Origin of the sequence: Actinoplanes sp. TBRC 11911 (assembly GCF_012933445.1) — a bacterium.
GTDB lineage: Bacteria > Actinomycetota > Actinomycetes > Mycobacteriales > Micromonosporaceae > Actinoplanes.
In genome coordinates, this window is record NZ_JABBNC010000040.1 from 68,821 (window position 1) to 85,544 (window position 16,724).

Annotated in this window: 12 protein-coding genes; 10 read left to right on the forward strand and 2 right to left on the reverse strand. The window is 69.9% G+C overall.

The features are described 5' to 3' along the window. Both HH310_RS36810 and HH310_RS36815 read right to left on the reverse strand, forming a co-directional pair. Positions 1-633, reverse strand: a complete 633-nt coding sequence (locus HH310_RS36810) for an MBL fold metallo-hydrolase (RefSeq protein WP_169180360.1) — start codon at positions 631-633, stop codon at positions 1-3. A 2-nt stretch (positions 634-635) separates the two neighbouring features. Then, entirely contained in the window at positions 636-1,322 is a 687-nt protein-coding gene (locus HH310_RS36815) for a maleylpyruvate isomerase N-terminal domain-containing protein (RefSeq protein WP_169180361.1), read from the reverse strand. 188 nt (positions 1,323-1,510) lie between these two features. On the opposite strand from HH310_RS36815, the gene rsgA reads away from it, so the two are divergent. The 10 genes from rsgA (at position 1,511) to gap (ending at position 16,724) form a co-directional block, all read left to right on the forward strand. Next, a complete protein-coding gene (rsgA, locus tag HH310_RS36820; protein WP_169180362.1) occupies positions 1,511-2,548 on the forward strand; it encodes a ribosome small subunit-dependent GTPase A in 1,038 nt (345 codons plus the stop codon). A 24-nt stretch (positions 2,549-2,572) separates the two neighbouring features. After that, on the forward strand, positions 2,573-4,369 hold the full coding sequence (locus tag HH310_RS36825) for a hypothetical protein (protein ID WP_169180363.1): 1,797 nt from the start codon (positions 2,573-2,575) through the stop codon (positions 4,367-4,369). Positions 4,370-4,500: 131 nt separating this feature from the next. After that, the gene (gene uvrA / locus HH310_RS36830; RefSeq protein ID WP_169180364.1) at positions 4,501-7,470 is read left to right on the forward strand and encodes an excinuclease ABC subunit UvrA; all 2,970 of its coding nucleotides are present in this window, start codon (positions 4,501-4,503) and stop codon (positions 7,468-7,470) included. A 232-nt stretch (positions 7,471-7,702) separates the two neighbouring features. Continuing rightward, on the forward strand, positions 7,703-8,233 hold the full coding sequence (locus HH310_RS36835) for a Rieske (2Fe-2S) protein (protein WP_169180365.1): 531 nt from the start codon (positions 7,703-7,705) through the stop codon (positions 8,231-8,233). A gap of 96 nt (positions 8,234-8,329) precedes the next feature. After that, positions 8,330-10,528 (forward strand): excinuclease ABC subunit UvrC, encoded by a 2,199-nt coding sequence (uvrC, locus tag HH310_RS36840; protein WP_169180366.1) that lies wholly within the window; start codon positions 8,330-8,332, stop codon positions 10,526-10,528. Positions 10,529-11,771: 1,243 nt separating this feature from the next. After that, positions 11,772-12,677 carry an RNase adapter RapZ gene (rapZ, locus tag HH310_RS36850; RefSeq protein WP_169180387.1) on the forward strand — a complete coding sequence of 302 codons (906 nt, stop codon included), beginning with the start codon at positions 11,772-11,774 and terminating at the stop codon, positions 12,675-12,677. Beyond that, entirely contained in the window at positions 12,674-13,645 is a 972-nt protein-coding gene (gene yvcK / locus HH310_RS36855; RefSeq protein ID WP_169180367.1) for a uridine diphosphate-N-acetylglucosamine-binding protein YvcK, read from the forward strand. Before rapZ ends, yvcK begins: the two co-directional genes overlap by 4 nt. 58 nt (positions 13,646-13,703) lie before the next feature. Then, positions 13,704-14,684: a DNA-binding protein WhiA gene (gene whiA / locus HH310_RS36860; protein WP_169180368.1), complete on the forward strand. Its 981-nt coding sequence runs from the start codon at positions 13,704-13,706 to the stop codon at positions 14,682-14,684. After that, positions 14,681-15,526 carry an oxygenase MpaB family protein gene (locus tag HH310_RS36865; RefSeq protein ID WP_169180388.1) on the forward strand — a complete coding sequence of 282 codons (846 nt, stop codon included), beginning with the start codon at positions 14,681-14,683 and terminating at the stop codon, positions 15,524-15,526. Before whiA ends, HH310_RS36865 begins: the two co-directional genes overlap by 4 nt. A gap of 199 nt (positions 15,527-15,725) precedes the next feature. Then, the gene (gene gap, locus HH310_RS36870) at positions 15,726-16,724 is read left to right on the forward strand and encodes a type I glyceraldehyde-3-phosphate dehydrogenase (RefSeq protein WP_169180369.1); all 999 of its coding nucleotides are present in this window, start codon (positions 15,726-15,728) and stop codon (positions 16,722-16,724) included.

The following is a 16,724-nucleotide window of genomic DNA, read 5'->3' on the forward strand; positions in this document are numbered from 1 at the left end:
TCACCAGCCGCGGGCTCGCCACTCCGGAATCGCCGGGCGCTCGGCACCGAGCGTCGAGTCCTTGCCGTGGCCCGGGTAGAACCACGTGTCGTCGCCCAGGCGGTCGAAGAGCTTGTGCTCGACGTCGTTGATCAGCGACTCGAAGTTCTTGGCGTTGCCGCGCGTGTTTCCCACCCCGCCCGGGAACAGGCTGTCGCCGGTGAAAAGGTGGCCCTGGTAGTGCAGGGCGATCGACCCGGGCGTGTGCCCGACGAGGTGGATCACGTCGAGTGACGCGTTACCGACGGTGATCGTCTCGCCGTCGCGCAGGTCGCGGTTCACCACCGGGATCTCTGCCGCGTCGTCGATGTGCGCCATCGATTCCGCGCCGGTCTTGTCCACCACCTCGGCCAGCGCCTGCCAATGGTCGGCGTGCCGGTGCGTGGTCACCACCGTGTTCAGCCGGTCGTCGCCGATCAGGTCGAGCAGGGTCGCGGCGTCGTCGGCCGCGTCGATCAGCAGCAGCTCGCCGCCGCTGCGCAGCAGGTACGCGTTGTTGTCCATCGGGCCGACCGAGACCTTCGTGATGGTCAGGTCGCCGAGTTCGCGGACGTCCGGCGAACCGCCTCGGGTGACGTCTCCGGTGTAGGCCATGGTTACTTCCACCTCGCGGGTGTCGGGAGCTCCCCGTCCGGCGAGACGGTCAGGTCGGCGCCGTCGGCGCGTCCGGCCAGCCAGGCGGCGAGCGATTTGGTGGGGCCGCCGATCACCGGCGGATTCTCGGTAGCGCCGATTCGCACCGGGTGATCGATGCCGAACGGGCGTAACTCCATGGGCGGCCAGTCGTCGCCGGCACCGGTGGCGATCTCGCGTAACAGCCGCAACGCGAAGGCTTCCGACCAGTCGGACGGGGTGTACCGGTCGCCGAGGTCGACGTGATGGACCTCGACCTCGCGCAGCCGTTCCCACGGGATGATCCCGGCCGAGCGCCCGGTCGACGGCAGCCGCAGCGTCCACGCCGCGGCGGTCATCGCGGCGCCCGCGTCGGCGAACCGCTCGTGCGCCAGCCGCAGATCTTCGACCTGCTCACGCAGCGGCCGCTTGGCGCCCGCGGCCAGATCGGCCGGCTCGGCCTCGGTGTCCATGCCGGTGCGGGCCCAGGTCAACATGCTTGTGTACGCGTCGGCACTGCGCGCCAGGTGCGTCAGCACGTGCCCGATCGTCCAGCCGGGGAGCAGCGAGGGCGCGGACACCGCGGCCGGATCGAGGTCCGCCGCCGTACGCAGCAGTTCCTCGGTTGCCCGGTCCACGTCGGTGAGGAGCACGAGCGGGTCCATCGTCACGGGGAAACCCTATCGATTGGAAATCGCTTTCGCTGGGGTAGCCGTGACCGTACCGTCTGTGCAGACGCGCCGATCGAGCCCGCGGAGGAGGTGGGGATCGTGCTGTTCATCGTTTTCGCGTCCCTTCATCCGGAGGCTGCCGCCTGACCGTCACGGCCAGGCGTCCTCCCGTCCCGAAACGGGTTCTCATGTCGCACGACCTGTCCCAGCTGGGCTGGGACGAGACTTTCGTATCCGCGTACCGTCCCTTCGACCGTTCCGACGCCTTCCCCGGGCGTGTCCTGCGCGCCGACCGCGGCGTCTGCACGGTGCTCGGCTCGGCCGGCGTCACCAGGGCCAGCCTGGGCGGGAGCGTCCTGCTCGACTGTGCCCGCGACCCCGCTCTGCTGCCCTGCGCCGGCGACTGGGTGGTGCTGCGCCGATGGCCCGACCGGCGGGTCACCATCGAGGCGGTGCTGCCCCGGCGCACCCGGCTGATCAGACGGACGGCCGACAAGGACTCCACCGGCCAGGTCCTCGCGGCCAACATGGACACGGTCGCGGTGGTCGAGCCGATCCATCCCGAACCCGACGCCGCCCGCATCGAGCGCCTCCTCTCGCTCGCCTGGGAATCCGGCGCCGACCCGCTGCTCGTACTGACCAAATGCGACACTTCGGCCGATCCCGAGGCGGTGGCCCGGCAACTCGCCGACCTCGCGCCGGGCGTGCCCGTCATCCCGGTCAGCGCGGCGCAGAACATCAACGTCAACCGCCTTCTCCCGTACGCCTCGGCAGGCCACACACTGGCCCTGCTCGGCCGCTCCGGGGCGGGCAAGTCGACGCTGGTCAACGTGCTCGCCGGAACGCCGGTCATGCCCGTGCAGGAGATTCGGGACGCGGACGGGAAGGGGCGGCACACCACGGCGTACCGGAATCTCGTGATTTTGCCGTCAGGCGGGGCGATTGTGGACACACCGGGCATTCGGGGTGTCGGTCTGCTCGACACCGCGCAGGGGCTGGACCGCGCGTTCGCCGACATCGCGGCGCTGGCGGCGAACTGCCGCTTCGCCGACTGCCGGCACGAGGACGAACCGGGATGCGCGGTGATCGCCGCCCGCGCCGACGGTTCGCTCACCGAACGCCGGCTGTCCTCCTGGCGCAAACTGCGCCACGAGGTCGAGGTGGAAAGCGCCCGCCGCAGTGCCCGTCTCGCGGGTCTGGCCGGTCACCGCAGGAGGCAGCCATGACCGCCGCTCTGTAACAATGCAGCGGTGAGCACGGTTGACGAGGTTGTCGCGAACCCGGCTGCCCCGGCGACCTCGCCGCCGGTCGCCGGCCGGCGCCGCCGCAGCGATCTGCTGGCACCGCTGAGCTACGCGGTGCTCGCCGTCGTCGTGATGATCCAGCTCTGGCGCGACCCGAACGGCCGGGTGTTGTCCGCCAACGACGACGACCACGGCTTCTTCCTGTTCGTGATGGCGCACGGCGAGCGCGTGCTGTTCCACGGCGACAACCCGTTCTTCTCCGGCCGGCTCAACGTGCCGGACGGCGTGAACATGATGGCCAACACGTCGGTGCTCGCGCTGGCGATCCCGGTGGCGCCGATCACGCACTTCTTCGGCGCCGGCGTCTCGGTGGTGCTGCTGCTCACGCTGGGTCTGGCCGGCACCGCCACGGCCTGGTATTGGGTGCTCTCCCGGCATCTGGTGACCAGCCGGGTGGCGGCCTGGATCGGCGGCCTGTGGTGCGGTTTCGCGCCGGCCCTGATCTCGCACGCGAACGGGCACGTCAACTTCGTCAGCCAGTTCGTGATCCCGTTCATCGTGTGGCAGCTGCTGCGGCTGCGCGAGCCCGGCCGGCATTGGCGCGGCGGGATCATCCTCGGACTGCTCATCGTGCTGCAGGTCTTCATCAACGAGGAGGTCCTGCTGTTCACCGCGCTTGCGCTCGGTGTGTTCGTGCTGGCGTACGCCTGCATGAGCCCGCGCCGCGCGATGCGTGCGGCGCGTCCGTTCCTGACCGGGGTGGGCGTGGCCGCGGTGACCGCGCTGGTGCTGCTGATCTATCCGCTGTGGTGGCAGTTCGCCGGCCCGGGCAACTACCAGGGCCAGCCGTTCACCCCCGACGAGTACGCCACCGACCTGCTCTCCATCGGCGCCTTCGCCCGTCAGTCGCTGGCCGGGAACGCGGCGGTGGCCCGGCATCTGAGCGTGAGCCAGACCGAGGACAACACGTTCTTCGGCCCGATCGGGCTGGTGATGATCGTGGTGTCCGTGGTGGTGCTGTGGCGCTATGTGGCGGCCCGGGCGGCCGCGATCGCCGCGGTGCTGCTGCTGATCGTGTCGATGGGCCCGCACCTGAAGATCGCGAACTGGGAAAGCCCGATCCCGCTGCCGTTCGGCCTGCTCAGCCACCTGCCGATCATCGAGCTGGTGAGCGTCACCAGGTTCGCGATGGTGGTGGCCACGATCTGCGGGGTGCTGCTCGCGGTGGCCACCGACCGGATGCTGGTGGCGCCGCGGCGCAAACGCCGGTTGTTCCAGGTCGGGCTGGTGCTCGCGCTGGTGCCGCTGCTCCCGAAGCCGTTGCCGGTGGTCGGGGCCGACCCGCTGCCGGCGTTCCTCACGTCGGGCGACTGGCGGCCGTACGTGGCCGGCGACCGGACGGTGGTGCCGGTGCCGTTGCCCGAGGTCACCACCGGTCGCACCGCGATGCGCTGGGTGGCGCTGACGCACCTGGAGTTCACCGTGCCGCGCGGGTATTTCATGGGCCCGGCGAACCCGCCGTCGAACCGGACCGGATCGTGGAACGCACCCGCCCGGTTCACGTCCAACCTGCTCTGGAGCGTTCGCGAGTACGGTTATGTGCCGACGCTCACCGCCGCCGACAAGGCGCAGATCCAGGCCGACCTGAAGTTCTGGCGGGCGGGCGTGGTGGTCCTGGTCCCGGACAGCCGGAACGGGTCGGATCTGCTGGCCACGCTGACCCAGGCGCTGGGTAAACCCACGTTTGTGGGTGGCGTGCAGACGTGGGACATGCGTTACCTTCCGGTTGGTCCGAAAGAGTGATTCGGGGCCCGGTGATCTGCGGGAATGCGCGCCATCTGCCGGGCGCTGCACCAAGACGGCGAAAACTTGTCGTACCCCAGGGCTAGAGTTGCCGCGGCTTTATTCAGACATATGTACGGAGAGGCTGGCTGGTGGCCGACCGTTTGAAAATCCGAGGCGCACGCGAGCACAACCTCCGTGACGTCAACCTCGACCTGCCCCGCGACGCGATGATCGTGTTCACCGGGCTGTCCGGGTCCGGCAAGTCCAGCCTCGCGTTCGACACGATCTTCGCCGAGGGGCAGCGGCGATATGTGGAGTCCCTCTCGTCGTACGCGAGGCAGTTCCTCGGGCAGATGGACAAGCCCGACGTCGACTTCATCGAGGGGCTGTCCCCGGCGGTGTCGATCGACCAGAAGTCGACCTCGCGCAACCCGCGCTCGACGGTCGGCACGATCACCGAGGTGTACGACTACCTGCGACTTCTCTTCGCCCGCACCGGCATCCCGCACTGCCCGGTCTGCGGCGAGCGGATCAGCAAGCAGACGCCGCAGCAGATCGTCGACCGCGTGCTCGCGATGCCGGACGGCACCCGTTTCATGGTCCTCGCCCCGGTGGTGCGCGGCCGCAAGGGGGAGTACGTCGACCTGTTCAACGAGCTGCAGGCCAAGGGCTACGCACGGGCCCGGGTCGACGGCGTGGTGCACCCGCTGACCGAGCCGCCGAAGCTGAAGAAGCAGGAGAAGCACACCATCGAGGTGGTGGTCGACCGGCTCAGCGTGAAGGCGAGCAGCAAGCAGCGCCTGACCGACTCGGTCGAGTCGGCGCTCGGCCTGGCCGGCGGCATCGTCCTGCTCGACTTCGTCGACCTGCCGGAGGACGACCCGGGCCGCGAGCGCCGCTTCTCCGAGCACCTGGCCTGTCCGAACGATCACCCGCTGGCGATCGAGGATCTCGAGCCCCGGGTGTTCTCCTTCAACGCGCCGTACGGCGCCTGCCCCGAGTGCACCGGCCTCGGGACCAAGAAGGAGGTCGATCCCGAGCTGATCGTGCCGGACGAGGAGCGCACGCTGCGTGAGGGCGCGATCCAGCCGTGGTCCGGCGGCCAGACCCAGGAGTATTTCCTGCGTCTGCTCGAGGCGCTCGGCGAGGCCGAGAAGTTCAGCGTCGACACGCCCTGGCGGCAGCTGCCGGCCCGGGCGCAGAAGACCATCCTGTACGGCTCGGAGGACCAGGTCCACGTGCGGTATAGGAACAAGTACGGGCGGGAGCGCTCGTATTACACCGGGTTCGAGGGCGCGGTCCAGTGGATCGAGCGCCGGCACAACGACACCGAAAGCGACTGGTCCCGCGACAAGTACGAGGGCTACATGCGGGACGTGCCGTGCCCGGTGTGCGGCGGCGCGCGGCTCAAGCCCGAGGTGCTCGCGGTGACCATCGCCGGCAAGAGCATCGCCGAGGTCACCAACCTGTCCGTGGGCGAGTGCGCCGACCTGCTCGCGAGCATCGAGCTGGACGACCGGCAGAAGCTGATCGCCGAGCGGGTCCTCAAGGAGATCAACGCCCGGCTGCGCTTCCTGGTCGACGTCGGCCTCGACTACCTGTCGCTCGACCGCGGCGCGGGCACGCTCTCCGGCGGCGAGGCGCAGCGCATCCGGCTGGCCACCCAGATCGGGTCCGGCCTGGTCGGCGTGCTGTACGTGCTGGACGAGCCGTCCATCGGCCTGCACCAGCGCGACAACCACCGGCTCATCGAGACGCTGATCCGGCTGAAGAACCTGGGTAACACGCTGATCGTGGTCGAGCACGACGAGGACACGATCCGCGCCGCGGACTGGATCGTCGACATCGGGCCGGGCGCGGGCGAGCACGGCGGCCACATCGTGCACAGCGGCTCGGTGGCGGGCCTGCTGAAGAACTCGAAGTCGCCGACCGGGGCCTACCTGGCCGGCCGGAAGAAGATCCCGACGCCGCGCACCCGCCGCCCGCAGACACCGGGCCGGGAGCTCGTCGTGCAGGGCGCCCGCGAGCACAACCTGCGGAACCTGTCGGTCGCGTTCCCGCTGGGCCAGTTCGTCGCGGTGACCGGGGTGAGCGGCTCGGGCAAGTCGACGCTGGTCAACGACATTCTCTACACGGTGCTGGCGAACCAGATCAACGGGGCGCGGATGGTGCCCGGCCGGCACACCCGCATCACCGGCCTGGAGAACGTGGACAAGGTCGTCGGTGTCGACCAGTCACCGATCGGGCGCACCCCGCGGTCCAACCCGGCGACGTACACGGGCGTCTTCGACAACATCCGCAAGCTGTTCGCGGAGACCACCGAGGCGAAGGTGCGGGGGTACGGCCCGGGCCGGTTCTCGTTCAACGTCAAGGGCGGGCGCTGCGAGAACTGCGCGGGCGACGGCACCATCAAGATCGAGATGAACTTCCTGCCGGACGTCTACGTGCCGTGCGAGGTATGCAAGGGCGCGCGGTACAACAGGGAGACCCTCGAGGTGCACTACAAGGGCAAGACGATCTCCGAGGTGCTGGAGATGCCGATCGAGGAGGCCGCCGAGTTCTTCTCCGCGATCCCGGCGATCCACCGGCACCTGCGCACCCTGGTCGACGTCGGCCTGGGTTACGTGCGCCTCGGCCAGCCGGCTCCGACGCTGTCCGGCGGCGAGGCCCAGCGCGTGAAGCTGGCCTCCGAGCTGCAGAAGCGCTCCACCGGCCGGACGGTGTACGTGCTCGACGAGCCGACCACCGGCCTGCACTTCGAGGACATCCGCAAGCTGCTGCTGGTGCTCAACGGCCTGGTCGACAAGGGCAACACGGTGATCACGATCGAGCACAACCTGGACGTCATCAAGAACGCCGACTGGCTGATCGACATGGGTCCGGAGGGCGGTCACAAGGGCGGTCTGGTGCTGGCCACCGGCACCCCCGAGGAGGTCGCCGAGGTGCCGGACAGCGCGACCGGTCAGTTCCTGCGGCACATGCTCGGGCTGACCGGCAAGGCGACCGGGTCGGCCGACGCGGTGGCGCGGGCGGCGAAGGCCAACGGCACCGGCGGGACGGCTGCCAAGGCGCCCGCCAAGCCGCGGGCGGCCCGGTCGCGGGCGAAGGCATCCGCCTAACTCACAGGTAACTCATAGCGACGACACCCCCCGGCATGATTACTGTCGGTGGGGTGTCGTCGTGTTTGTGAACCAGGACACGTCGGCCGGTGTACGTACCCGAAGCAGGGAGTTCTCGCTTGTTCGGGCGAGGTATTTTTCGCGGCCGACCTGAACTGTGTCGGCCGCGTACCCGTATCTTGAGGCGACGCCGCGTAACAACTCACGCGGTTCAGGCACTGGAGGGCAACCGATGACAGACGTACAGACGACCGCCGGCGAGCTTCGCGACGAGGAGCCGGCCAACCCCGGTTCGAGCCGGCGGCTCGTTCTGCTGGGCGCCGGTGCGGTCGGCGCCACGACCATCCTCGCGGCCTGCGCTACGAGCCCCAGCACGACCAACAGCACCGGTTCCGACTTCACCAACAACCCGGCGCCGGCCGGGAGCGGCGCCGCGGACGCCGGCGGCACCGGCACCGGTGGGGCGCCCGCGGGCGGCGCCGCGAAAACCCTCGCGGCGAAGTCGGACGTGCCGTCCGGCGGCGGCATCATCGCCGGCGACTACGTGATCACCCAGCCCACGGCGGGCACGTTCAAGGCGTTCAGCAAGGTCTGTACGCACGCGGGCTGCGACGTCAACAAGATCGACAGCGGCGTGATCAGCTGCCCGTGCCACGGTAGCCAGTACTCCATCGAAACCGGCGAGCCCACCAAGGGCCCGGCCACCCGGCCGCTGCCCGAGACCAAGGTCAAGGTGGACGGGAACAACATCGTCACGGCCTGATGCTTGAGTGCCGGGCCGGAGGTCCGGGGCCGTGGCGGCGGCACCCGGACCTCCGGTCGGGTAATCATGTCAGTCCCTCGCACTACTGTTGAGTCCGTGCCAGACCCGTCCACTTATCGCCCCGCTCCGGGCACGATCCCCGATACCCCGGGGGTCTACCGTTTCCGCGACCCCGCCGGCCGTGTCATCTACGTGGGCAAGGCCAAGAATCTGCGGAACCGGCTGAATTCCTACTTCGCCGACACGTGGTCGCTGCACGCGCGCACCCAGCAGATGGTGACCACCGCGGCCAGTGTGGACTGGGTGACCGTCGGCACCGAGGTCGAGGCGCTCCAGCTCGAGTTCTCCTGGATCAAGGAGTTCGACCCCCGCTTCAACGTCAAGTACCGCGACGACAAGTCGTACCCGTTCCTCGCCGTCACGCTGAACGAGGAGTACCCGCGCCTGCAGGTGATGCGCGGTGCGAAGCGCAAGGGCGTGCGCTATTTCGGACCGTATTCGCACGCGTGGGCCATCCGCGAGACCCTCGACCTGCTTCTGCGCGTCTTCCCAGCCCGTACGTGCTCGACCGGGGTGTTCAAACGCGCAGGCCAGATCGGCCGCCCCTGCCTGCTCGGATATATCGGTAAGTGCTCGGCGCCCTGCGTGGGCCGGGTCTCCGCGGACGAGCACCGCGCGATCGTCGACGACTTCTGCGACTTCATGGCCGGGCGCACCGACACGTTCGTCCGGCGGCTCGAGCGCGAGATGATGCAGGCGTCCGACGAGCTGGAGTTCGAGCGGGCGGCCCGGCTACGCGACGACGTCGCCGCACTGCGCCGCGCGATGGAGAAGCAGACCGTGGTGCTCGGCGACGGTACCGACGCCGACGTGGTGGCCTTCGCGGAGGATCCGCTGGAGGCCGCGGTCCAGGTGTTCCACGTGCGCGGCGGCCGGGTCCGGGGCCAGCGCGGCTGGGTGGTGGAGAAGGTCGAGGACCTGAGCACCGCCGACCTGGTGCATCACTTCTGCAGCCAGATGTACGGCGGGTCGGAAGGCGAGGGCGACGTCCCGCGTGAGCTGCTGGTGCCGGCGCTGCCCGACGACGCTCCCGCGCTGGCCGACTGGCTCTCCGACCACCGCGGCAGCCGGGTGAGCCTGCGGGTGCCGCAGCGCGGCGACAAGCGCTCGCTGATGGAGACGGTGGCCCGCAACGCGACCGAGTCGCTGCAGCGGCACAAGCTGCGCCGCGCCGGCGACCTGACGACCCGCAGCAAGGCGCTCGACGAGATCGCCGAGCAGCTGGGGATGGAGTCGGCGCCGCTGCGCATCGAGTGCTTCGACGTGTCTCAGATCCAGGGCACCGACGTGGTGGCGTCGATGGTCGTTTTTGAGGACGGCCTGCCCCGTAAGAGTGAGTATCGCCGCTTCGCGGTTCGCGGGAACCCGGACGGCAGCGGGACCGACGATCTCGCCGCCATGAGCGAGGTGATGCGGCGGCGGTTCGCGCGGTATCGCGCCCGCCCCGACGCCGAGGGGCCGCGGGATCTTCCGGAGTCGGACACGGCAGACGACGAGGCGGACGCGTTGTTGCACGCCGCCGACGACGCCGACGCGGTGTTGCATGCTGACCTCGCGGCCGGGACGTCGGCGCGCGCCGATGCTGGCTCCTGGTCTGACTCGCACAAATCCGAAATTCCGGATTTGTCGGGCGAGAGCCATGCCTCGGCCGATCTCACCGCGCCGGTCGGTGCGCCGACCGATCTCGCCACCGCCGACCTGCCGGGGATCGATCCGCTTACCGGGCGGCCGCGCCGCTTCGCGTACCCGCCGCAGCTCGTCGTCGTGGACGGCGGGCAGCCGCAGGTCAACGCGGTCGCCGCGGTGCTCGCCGATCTCGGCATCACCGACGTCGCGCTGTGCGGGCTCGCCAAGCGCCTGGAGGAGGTCTGGCTGCCCGGCGAGGACTTCCCGGTGATCTTCCCCCGTACGTCCGAGGCGCTGTACCTGCTCCAGCGCGTCCGGGACGAGGCGCACCGGTTCGCGATCACCTTCCACCGGCAGCGGCGCTCCAAGCGGATGACCGCGTCTGCGCTTGACAACATCCCCGGCCTGGGGGAGACCCGGCGCAAGGCGCTCCTGCGGCACTTCGGTTCGCTGAAGAAGCTGGCGGCGGCAACCCCCGAGGAGATCATCGAGGTGCCCGGCATCGGCCGCCGCACCGCCGAGACGTTGCTGGCCGCCCTCAATCCGCCCACCTCACCGGCTGCCACCGAGGCCGCCGAAAGGCCCGCCGACGACAGCGTGGGGAGTTAGACCGCAGCCAGCGGCGTGGTTCCGCCCCGCCAAGACCGACGCCGAGCTGGCCGCGGCACTTCCCCACACCGCAGGCTGCGCTTGCGGTGTGGGGGTGGAGCGGTGGGGGTCAACGCGCCTGCTGGGACGGTCCGCCGCGGATGCCGCGAGGCTGGTGGGATAGCCGGTTGTGCGCGGTCACCGTGGAGATCGCCAGGGTGCTGCCCGATGCGGTGCGATCGCCGCGTTCGAGAAGGCCGGCGCGACCGTGGTCTCCCGCCGCCTGATCACGGTGTCTGCGGCGCCTTGCGTTCCCGGCGTGGGCACCTTCGGCGGCCATGCAGGTGGTCGTGGTCGGGGCCCGGCGGCAGCCAGATTGCCTGCAACGCGCGTGGTCACGGTGCCCGCGGCCGCTAGCGGTGCGCGAGGGGCCACTCGGCAAGATCAAGTACGCTTCCTGGCTTTGTGCGTGCTTCACCCCGCCCGCTCAGGTGCCCACAGCCGAAATGGTGAGACCTTGGAGAGTTATGGCTCGTATGTGGGCGTAACTCTCCAAGGTCTCGAAAAAGGGTGCCAACCCGCGTGGGCAAAGAGGATAAATGTGGGCATCACGATCGTCCAATTTGTATGATCATCCATGATGTAGGCATTCGTGACCGAATGGTGAGACAACACCGATACGTCGGCGGCAAGTCGAGCCTCGCGCTACCCGAAATATACGACAGGCTGCGCCTTATAACGATAAATCGGGCGCAGCAGCCAGCCCAACCCGCCGCACCTGCCGCCACAGCAACCTAAGCTCAACCCGCCGCGCCCGCCGCGCCCGCCGCGCCCGCCGCGCCCGCCGCGCCCGCCGCACCCGCCGCACCCGCCGCACCCGCCTAACCGGCATGGGATTCCGGCCGGCCGGGCGGAAAGCGCCGCCCACCACGACGGCAGCCCCGGCGTGCTCACCACGGAGCTGCTTGCGTGCGGGGTTGGCCCGTCGGGGTGGCGTGGGTCGTCACACCCGAGGCTGGGGGTGTGGGGAGCGCGGACGCTGCGGGCGGCGTCGATTCCCTCCTGTACGGGGGATTGACGCGGGCCCAGGGTGGAACACGGGGGCCAGGTCGGCCGTTGAACTGACGGATGTGGGGCACGTTGACCAGGATCGGGTAGATGACAGCCGTCTGCCCGGACCCGGTGGGCGGGCTCGGCCTAGGATGTTGTGTCCGCCCGAGGGGTGCGGGCGAGGCGACGCGGGAGGCGCACGGTGACGGAGGCGATGCCCGAGTTCGTGTCGGACGCGGACGCGGTGGATCCGGACGAACAGACCACCGATCTCGTGGTGGTGACCGGGCTCTCCGGCGGCGGCCGCAGCACGGTGGCCCGCGCCCTGGAGAACGTGGGCTATTACGTGGTCGACAACCTTCCGCAGGCGCTGATGCTGGACATGGCCCAGCTGGCGGTGAAGGCGGGCGGGGCGGCGAGGCGTACGGCAATGGTCCTTGATGTTCGCAGTCGGGCCTTTTCCACTGATTTGGCCGGCGCGGTCCGCTCGCTGCAGGAGCGGGGCTTCTTCCCCCAGGTCGTGTTCGTGGACGCCGACGACGACGTGCTGATCCGCCGGTTCGAGTCGGTGCGCCGGTCCCACCCGTTACAGGGCGACGGCCGCCTCGCCGACGGCATCGCGGCCGAGCGCAAACTGCTCGCCGAGGCCCGCGAGCAGGCCGACGTGATCATCGACACCAGCCACCTGAACGTGAATCAGCTGCGGCGCCGGGTCGAGGAGCTCTTCGGCGGCGAGGACGTGCGCCGGCTGCGGATCACGGTGCTGTCCTTCGGCTTCAAGTACGGCCTGCCGCCGGACGCCGACTACGTGATGGACGCCCGGTTCCTGCCCAATCCGTTCTGGGTGCCCGACCTGCGTGATCACACCGGCCTCGAGGACGACGTCAGCAACTACGTGCTCGAGCAGGAGGGCGCGCGCGACTTCGTGAACACGTACGCGGGGCTGATCGCCGCCACCGCGACCGGCTTCGAGCGCGAGGGCAAGCGATACCTGACCGTCGCGATCGGCTGCACCGGCGGCAAGCACCGCAGCGTCGCCATCACCGAGGAACTGACCGCCCAGCTGCGGGACATGCGGCTGTCCGCCCACTCCACCCACCGCGACCTGGGGCGCGAATGACGATGAAAGTGGTCGCGTTCGGGGGCGGGCACGGCTTGAGTGCCTCGCTGCGCGGCCTGCTCCACTGCTCGGCCGAGCTGGACCTGTCGATCACGGCGATCGTCACGGTCGGTGACGACGGCGGCTCCAGCGGACGGCTCCGGGCGGAACGCGACGCGCTGCTGCCGCCCGGTGATCTGCGGCAGGCGCTGGCCGCGCTGGCCGACGTCGAACCGACCATGCAGCGCACCGCCGACCTTCTGCAGTACCGCTTCGCCGCGATGGGCGCCGGCCCGCACGACCCGCTGGTCGGGCACGCGGTCGGCAACCTGCTGCTGCTCGGGCTGATGGAGATGCTCGGCGACCCGGTCGAGGCGCTCGATCACGCGGCCGCGATGGTCGGCGCGCGTGGGCGGGTGCTGCCGATGGCCCGGCACAAGATCGGTATCGAGGCGGACGTGCGCGGCGCCGACCCGGCCCGGCCGGACGAGGTCGTCACGGTCGCCGGGCAGCACGCGGTGGCGGTGGCGAACGGACTCGTCGAAGCGGTGCGGATCGCGCCCGCCGACCCGCCGATCTGCACCCAGGCGGTGCAGGCCATCAACGAGGCGGATTGGCTGATCTTCGGACCGGGGAGCTGGTTCACCAGCGTACTGCCGCACCTGCTGGTGCCGCGCCTGGCTGAAGCGATCATGAAAAGCCCGGCCCGGCGCCTGGTGACCTTGAATCTCGCCACCGACAACGAGACGCACGGCCTCTCGGTGGCCGACCACCTGGCCGCCCTGCACTGGCACCTTCCCGGCCTGCGGGTCGACCGGGTGCTCGCCGACGCGAAATGGGTCGGCGAACCCGAGCCGGTGCACCGGGCGGCGGAGGCACTCGGGGCAAGCCTGGTGCTGGCCCCGCTGGCCGTTGCGGACGGCAGCCCACGGCATGATCCTGAGTCGTTGGGCGTTGCACTGGTGCCAGTATTGGGCGCCGCTCGTTAAGCAGAGGCGTGATGCAGGCACACACTGTTCAAGATCCGGCGCATGAGGTGACAACACAATGGCGATGACGGCAGCTGTCAAAGACGAGCTGAGCCGGGTCGATGTGCCCAAGCCGTGCTGTCGTCGCGCGGAGATGGCGGCCCTGCTGCGCTTCTCCGGCGGCCTGCACATCGTCTCCGGCCGCGTCGTGGTCGAGGCGGAACTGGACACCGGTGCGGTGGCCCGGCGCCTGCGGCGCGAGATCGCCGACGTGTACGGCTACTCGAGCGAGGTGCACGTGCTCGCCTCCGGTGGCCTGCGCAAGGGCAGCCACTACATCGTGCGCATCGTCAAGGACGGTGAGGCGCTGGCCCGGCAGACCGGCCTGCTCGACGTGCGCGGCCGCCCGGTCCGTGGCCTCCCGCCGCACGTGGTCTCGGCCAACGTCTGCTGCGCGGTGGCCGCCTGGCGGGGCGCGTTCATGGCGCACGGCTCGCTCACCGAGCCGGGCCGCTCCAGCGCGCTGGAGATCACCTGCCCCGGCCCCGAGGCCGCGCTGGCGCTGCGCGGTGCCGCCCGCCGGATCGGCATCACCGCCAAGGAGCGCGAGGTCCGCGGCGTCGACCGGGTGGTCATCAAGGACGGTGACGCGATCGCCGCGCTGCTCACCCGCATCGGCGCGCACGCCAGCGTGCTGGCCTGGGAGGAGCGCCGGGTCCGCCGCGAGGTTCGCGCCACGGCCAACCGCCTGGCCAACTTCGACGACGCCAACCTGCGCCGCTCGGCGCGTGCCGCGGTGGCCGCCGCCGCTCGGGTCACCCGGGCGCTGGAGATCCTCGCCGAGGAGGCGCCGAACCACCTCACCTCGGCCGGCCGGCTGCGGCTGGAGCACCGGCAGGCCTCGCTGGAGGAGCTGGGCGCGCTGGCCGACCCGCCGCTGACCAAGGACGCGATCGCCGGTCGCATCCGGCGGCTGCTCGCGCTGGCCGACAAGCGGGCCCGTGACCTGGGCATTCCGGACACCGAGGCGGCGGTCACGCCGGAGATGATGGCGTGCTGAGGGACCGTCTCGCCAACCTCGAACGGATCCGCGAGCTCGACCCCGACCGGGACTACGTGGCGATCTACCAGATCATGTATCGCTTCGAGTTCCCGTGGGACATGCGCATGTCGCTCAACCTGGCGTTCAACCGCAGCTTCAGTACGCCCACGGTGGCCAAGGTGCTGGTCGGCACCGGCGAGTTCACCGAGCGGGCGCAGAAGCGGATCGACGACACCGGCATTCTCATGAAGGAGATCCTGCTCAACGGCTTCGAGAGCGAGCGCGGGCGGGAAGCGGTGCGCCGGGTCAACCAGATTCACCGGCCCTACCGGGACGTCCCGGCCGATGAATATCTCTACGTGCTGGCCGCGGGCGCGGTGATCTCGCTGCGCTGGCTCGATCGGTACGGCTGGCGCCCGCTGTCCGAGCACGAGCGGCGGGCCACCTTCCGGTGGTACAGCGAGCTCGGCCGGATGATGCACGTCAGCGGCATTCCGGACACTCTGGAGGAGCTCGAGGCCTGGTTCGACGCGTTCGACGAGGCTCAGCTGGTGCCGAACGACGACGCTGCGACGGTGGAGCGGGCCACCCGTTCGTATCTTCTCGCCCGGGTCCCGCCGCCGCTCGCGCCCTTGGGTAACGCGCTGGTCAGCGCCTTGTACGACGATCGTCTGCGGGCGGCCGTCAAGGTGGCGCCGCCGGCCTGGCCGGTTCGTGCCGGGCTGCACGCCACGCTGCGGGCCCGGAAGCTGCTGTTGCGGCACTTCGGCAGGCCTCGCACGGTCGGGCAGTACGCCGAGGGCATTGTGACCAAGACGTATCCGGACGGTTACCGGATAAGCGAGGTCGGACCCGCTTAGCAGACGACCCGGCCGCCGTCGCGTGCGGGCACTCGGATAGTGTTCAGAACGACGGCGACGGTGCCGGCAGCCAGGCCGCCAGGGCGCCTCCTCACCTCGGGCGCGGCGGCCGGACACCCTCTCTGCCGCCCTCGAGAAGCGGTCGGCAGACGCAGACATCCGCTGGTCATCCGGCGGACCGACACGAGGAGACCTTCCTGTGACCATCCGGGTTGGCATCAACGGCTTCGGCCGTATCGGCCGAAACTTCTTCCGGGCGGCTCTGGCCTCCGGCGCGGACATCGAGATCGTCGGCGTGAACGACCTGACCGACAACGCGACCCTCGCGCACCTTCTCAAGTACGACTCGATCCTGGGCCGCCTTCCGTACGAGGTCAAGGCCACCGCCGACGAGATCACCGTGGGCGGCCACACGTTCAAGGCGTTCGCCGAGCGTGACCCCGCCGCCCTCCAGTGGGGTGACCTGGGCGCCGACGTCGTCATCGAGTCGACCGGGTTCTTCACCGACGCCACCAAGGCCAAGGTGCACGTGGACAACGGCGCCAAGAAGGTCATCATCTCGGCGCCGGCCAAGAACGAGGACATCACGCTGGTGATGGGCGTCAACGACAACCTGTACGACGCCGCGAAGCACACCGTGATCTCGAACGCGTCCTGCACCACCAACTGTCTGGCCCCGATGGCGAAGGCGCTCAACGACGCGATCGGCATCGAGCAGGGTCTGATGACCACGATCCACGCGTACACGCAGGACCAGAACCTGCAGGACGGCCCGCACAAGGACCTCCGTCGCGCCCGCGCCGCCGCGCTGAACGTCGTACCGACCTCGACCGGCGCCGCCAAGGCGATCGGCCTGGTGCTGCCCGAGCTCAAGGGCAAGCTGGACGGCTTCGCGATGCGGGTGCCGATCCCGACCGGCTCGGCCACCGACCTCACCTTCTCGGCCAAGAAGCAGACCTCGGTCGACGAGGTCAACGCCGTGATGAAGGCCGCGAGCGAGGGCGCCCTCAAGGGCTACCTGAGCTACACCGAGGACCCGATCGTCTCGGCGGACATCGTCACGGACCCGGCCTCCTGCATCTTCGACGCCGGCCTCACCAAGGTCATGGGCAACCAGGTCAAGGTCGTCGGCTGGTACGACAACGAGTGGGGCTACTCGAACCGCCTCGTCGACGTGGTCAAGCTGGTCGGGGCCTGA

Coding starts and splice junctions, on each gene's coding strand:
- HH310_RS36810 (WP_169180360.1), bottom strand. CDS start 633: ATGGCCTACACCGGAGACGTCACCCGAGGCGGTTCGCCGGACGTCCGC.
- rsgA (WP_169180362.1), top strand. CDS start 1,511: ATGTCGCACGACCTGTCCCAGCTGGGCTGGGACGAGACTTTCGTATCC.
- HH310_RS36835 (WP_169180365.1), top strand. CDS start 7,703: ATGACAGACGTACAGACGACCGCCGGCGAGCTTCGCGACGAGGAGCCG.
- rapZ (WP_169180387.1), top strand. CDS start 11,772: ATGCCCGAGTTCGTGTCGGACGCGGACGCGGTGGATCCGGACGAACAG.
- yvcK (WP_169180367.1), top strand. CDS start 12,674: ATGACGATGAAAGTGGTCGCGTTCGGGGGCGGGCACGGCTTGAGTGCC.
- whiA (WP_169180368.1), top strand. CDS start 13,704: ATGGCGATGACGGCAGCTGTCAAAGACGAGCTGAGCCGGGTCGATGTG.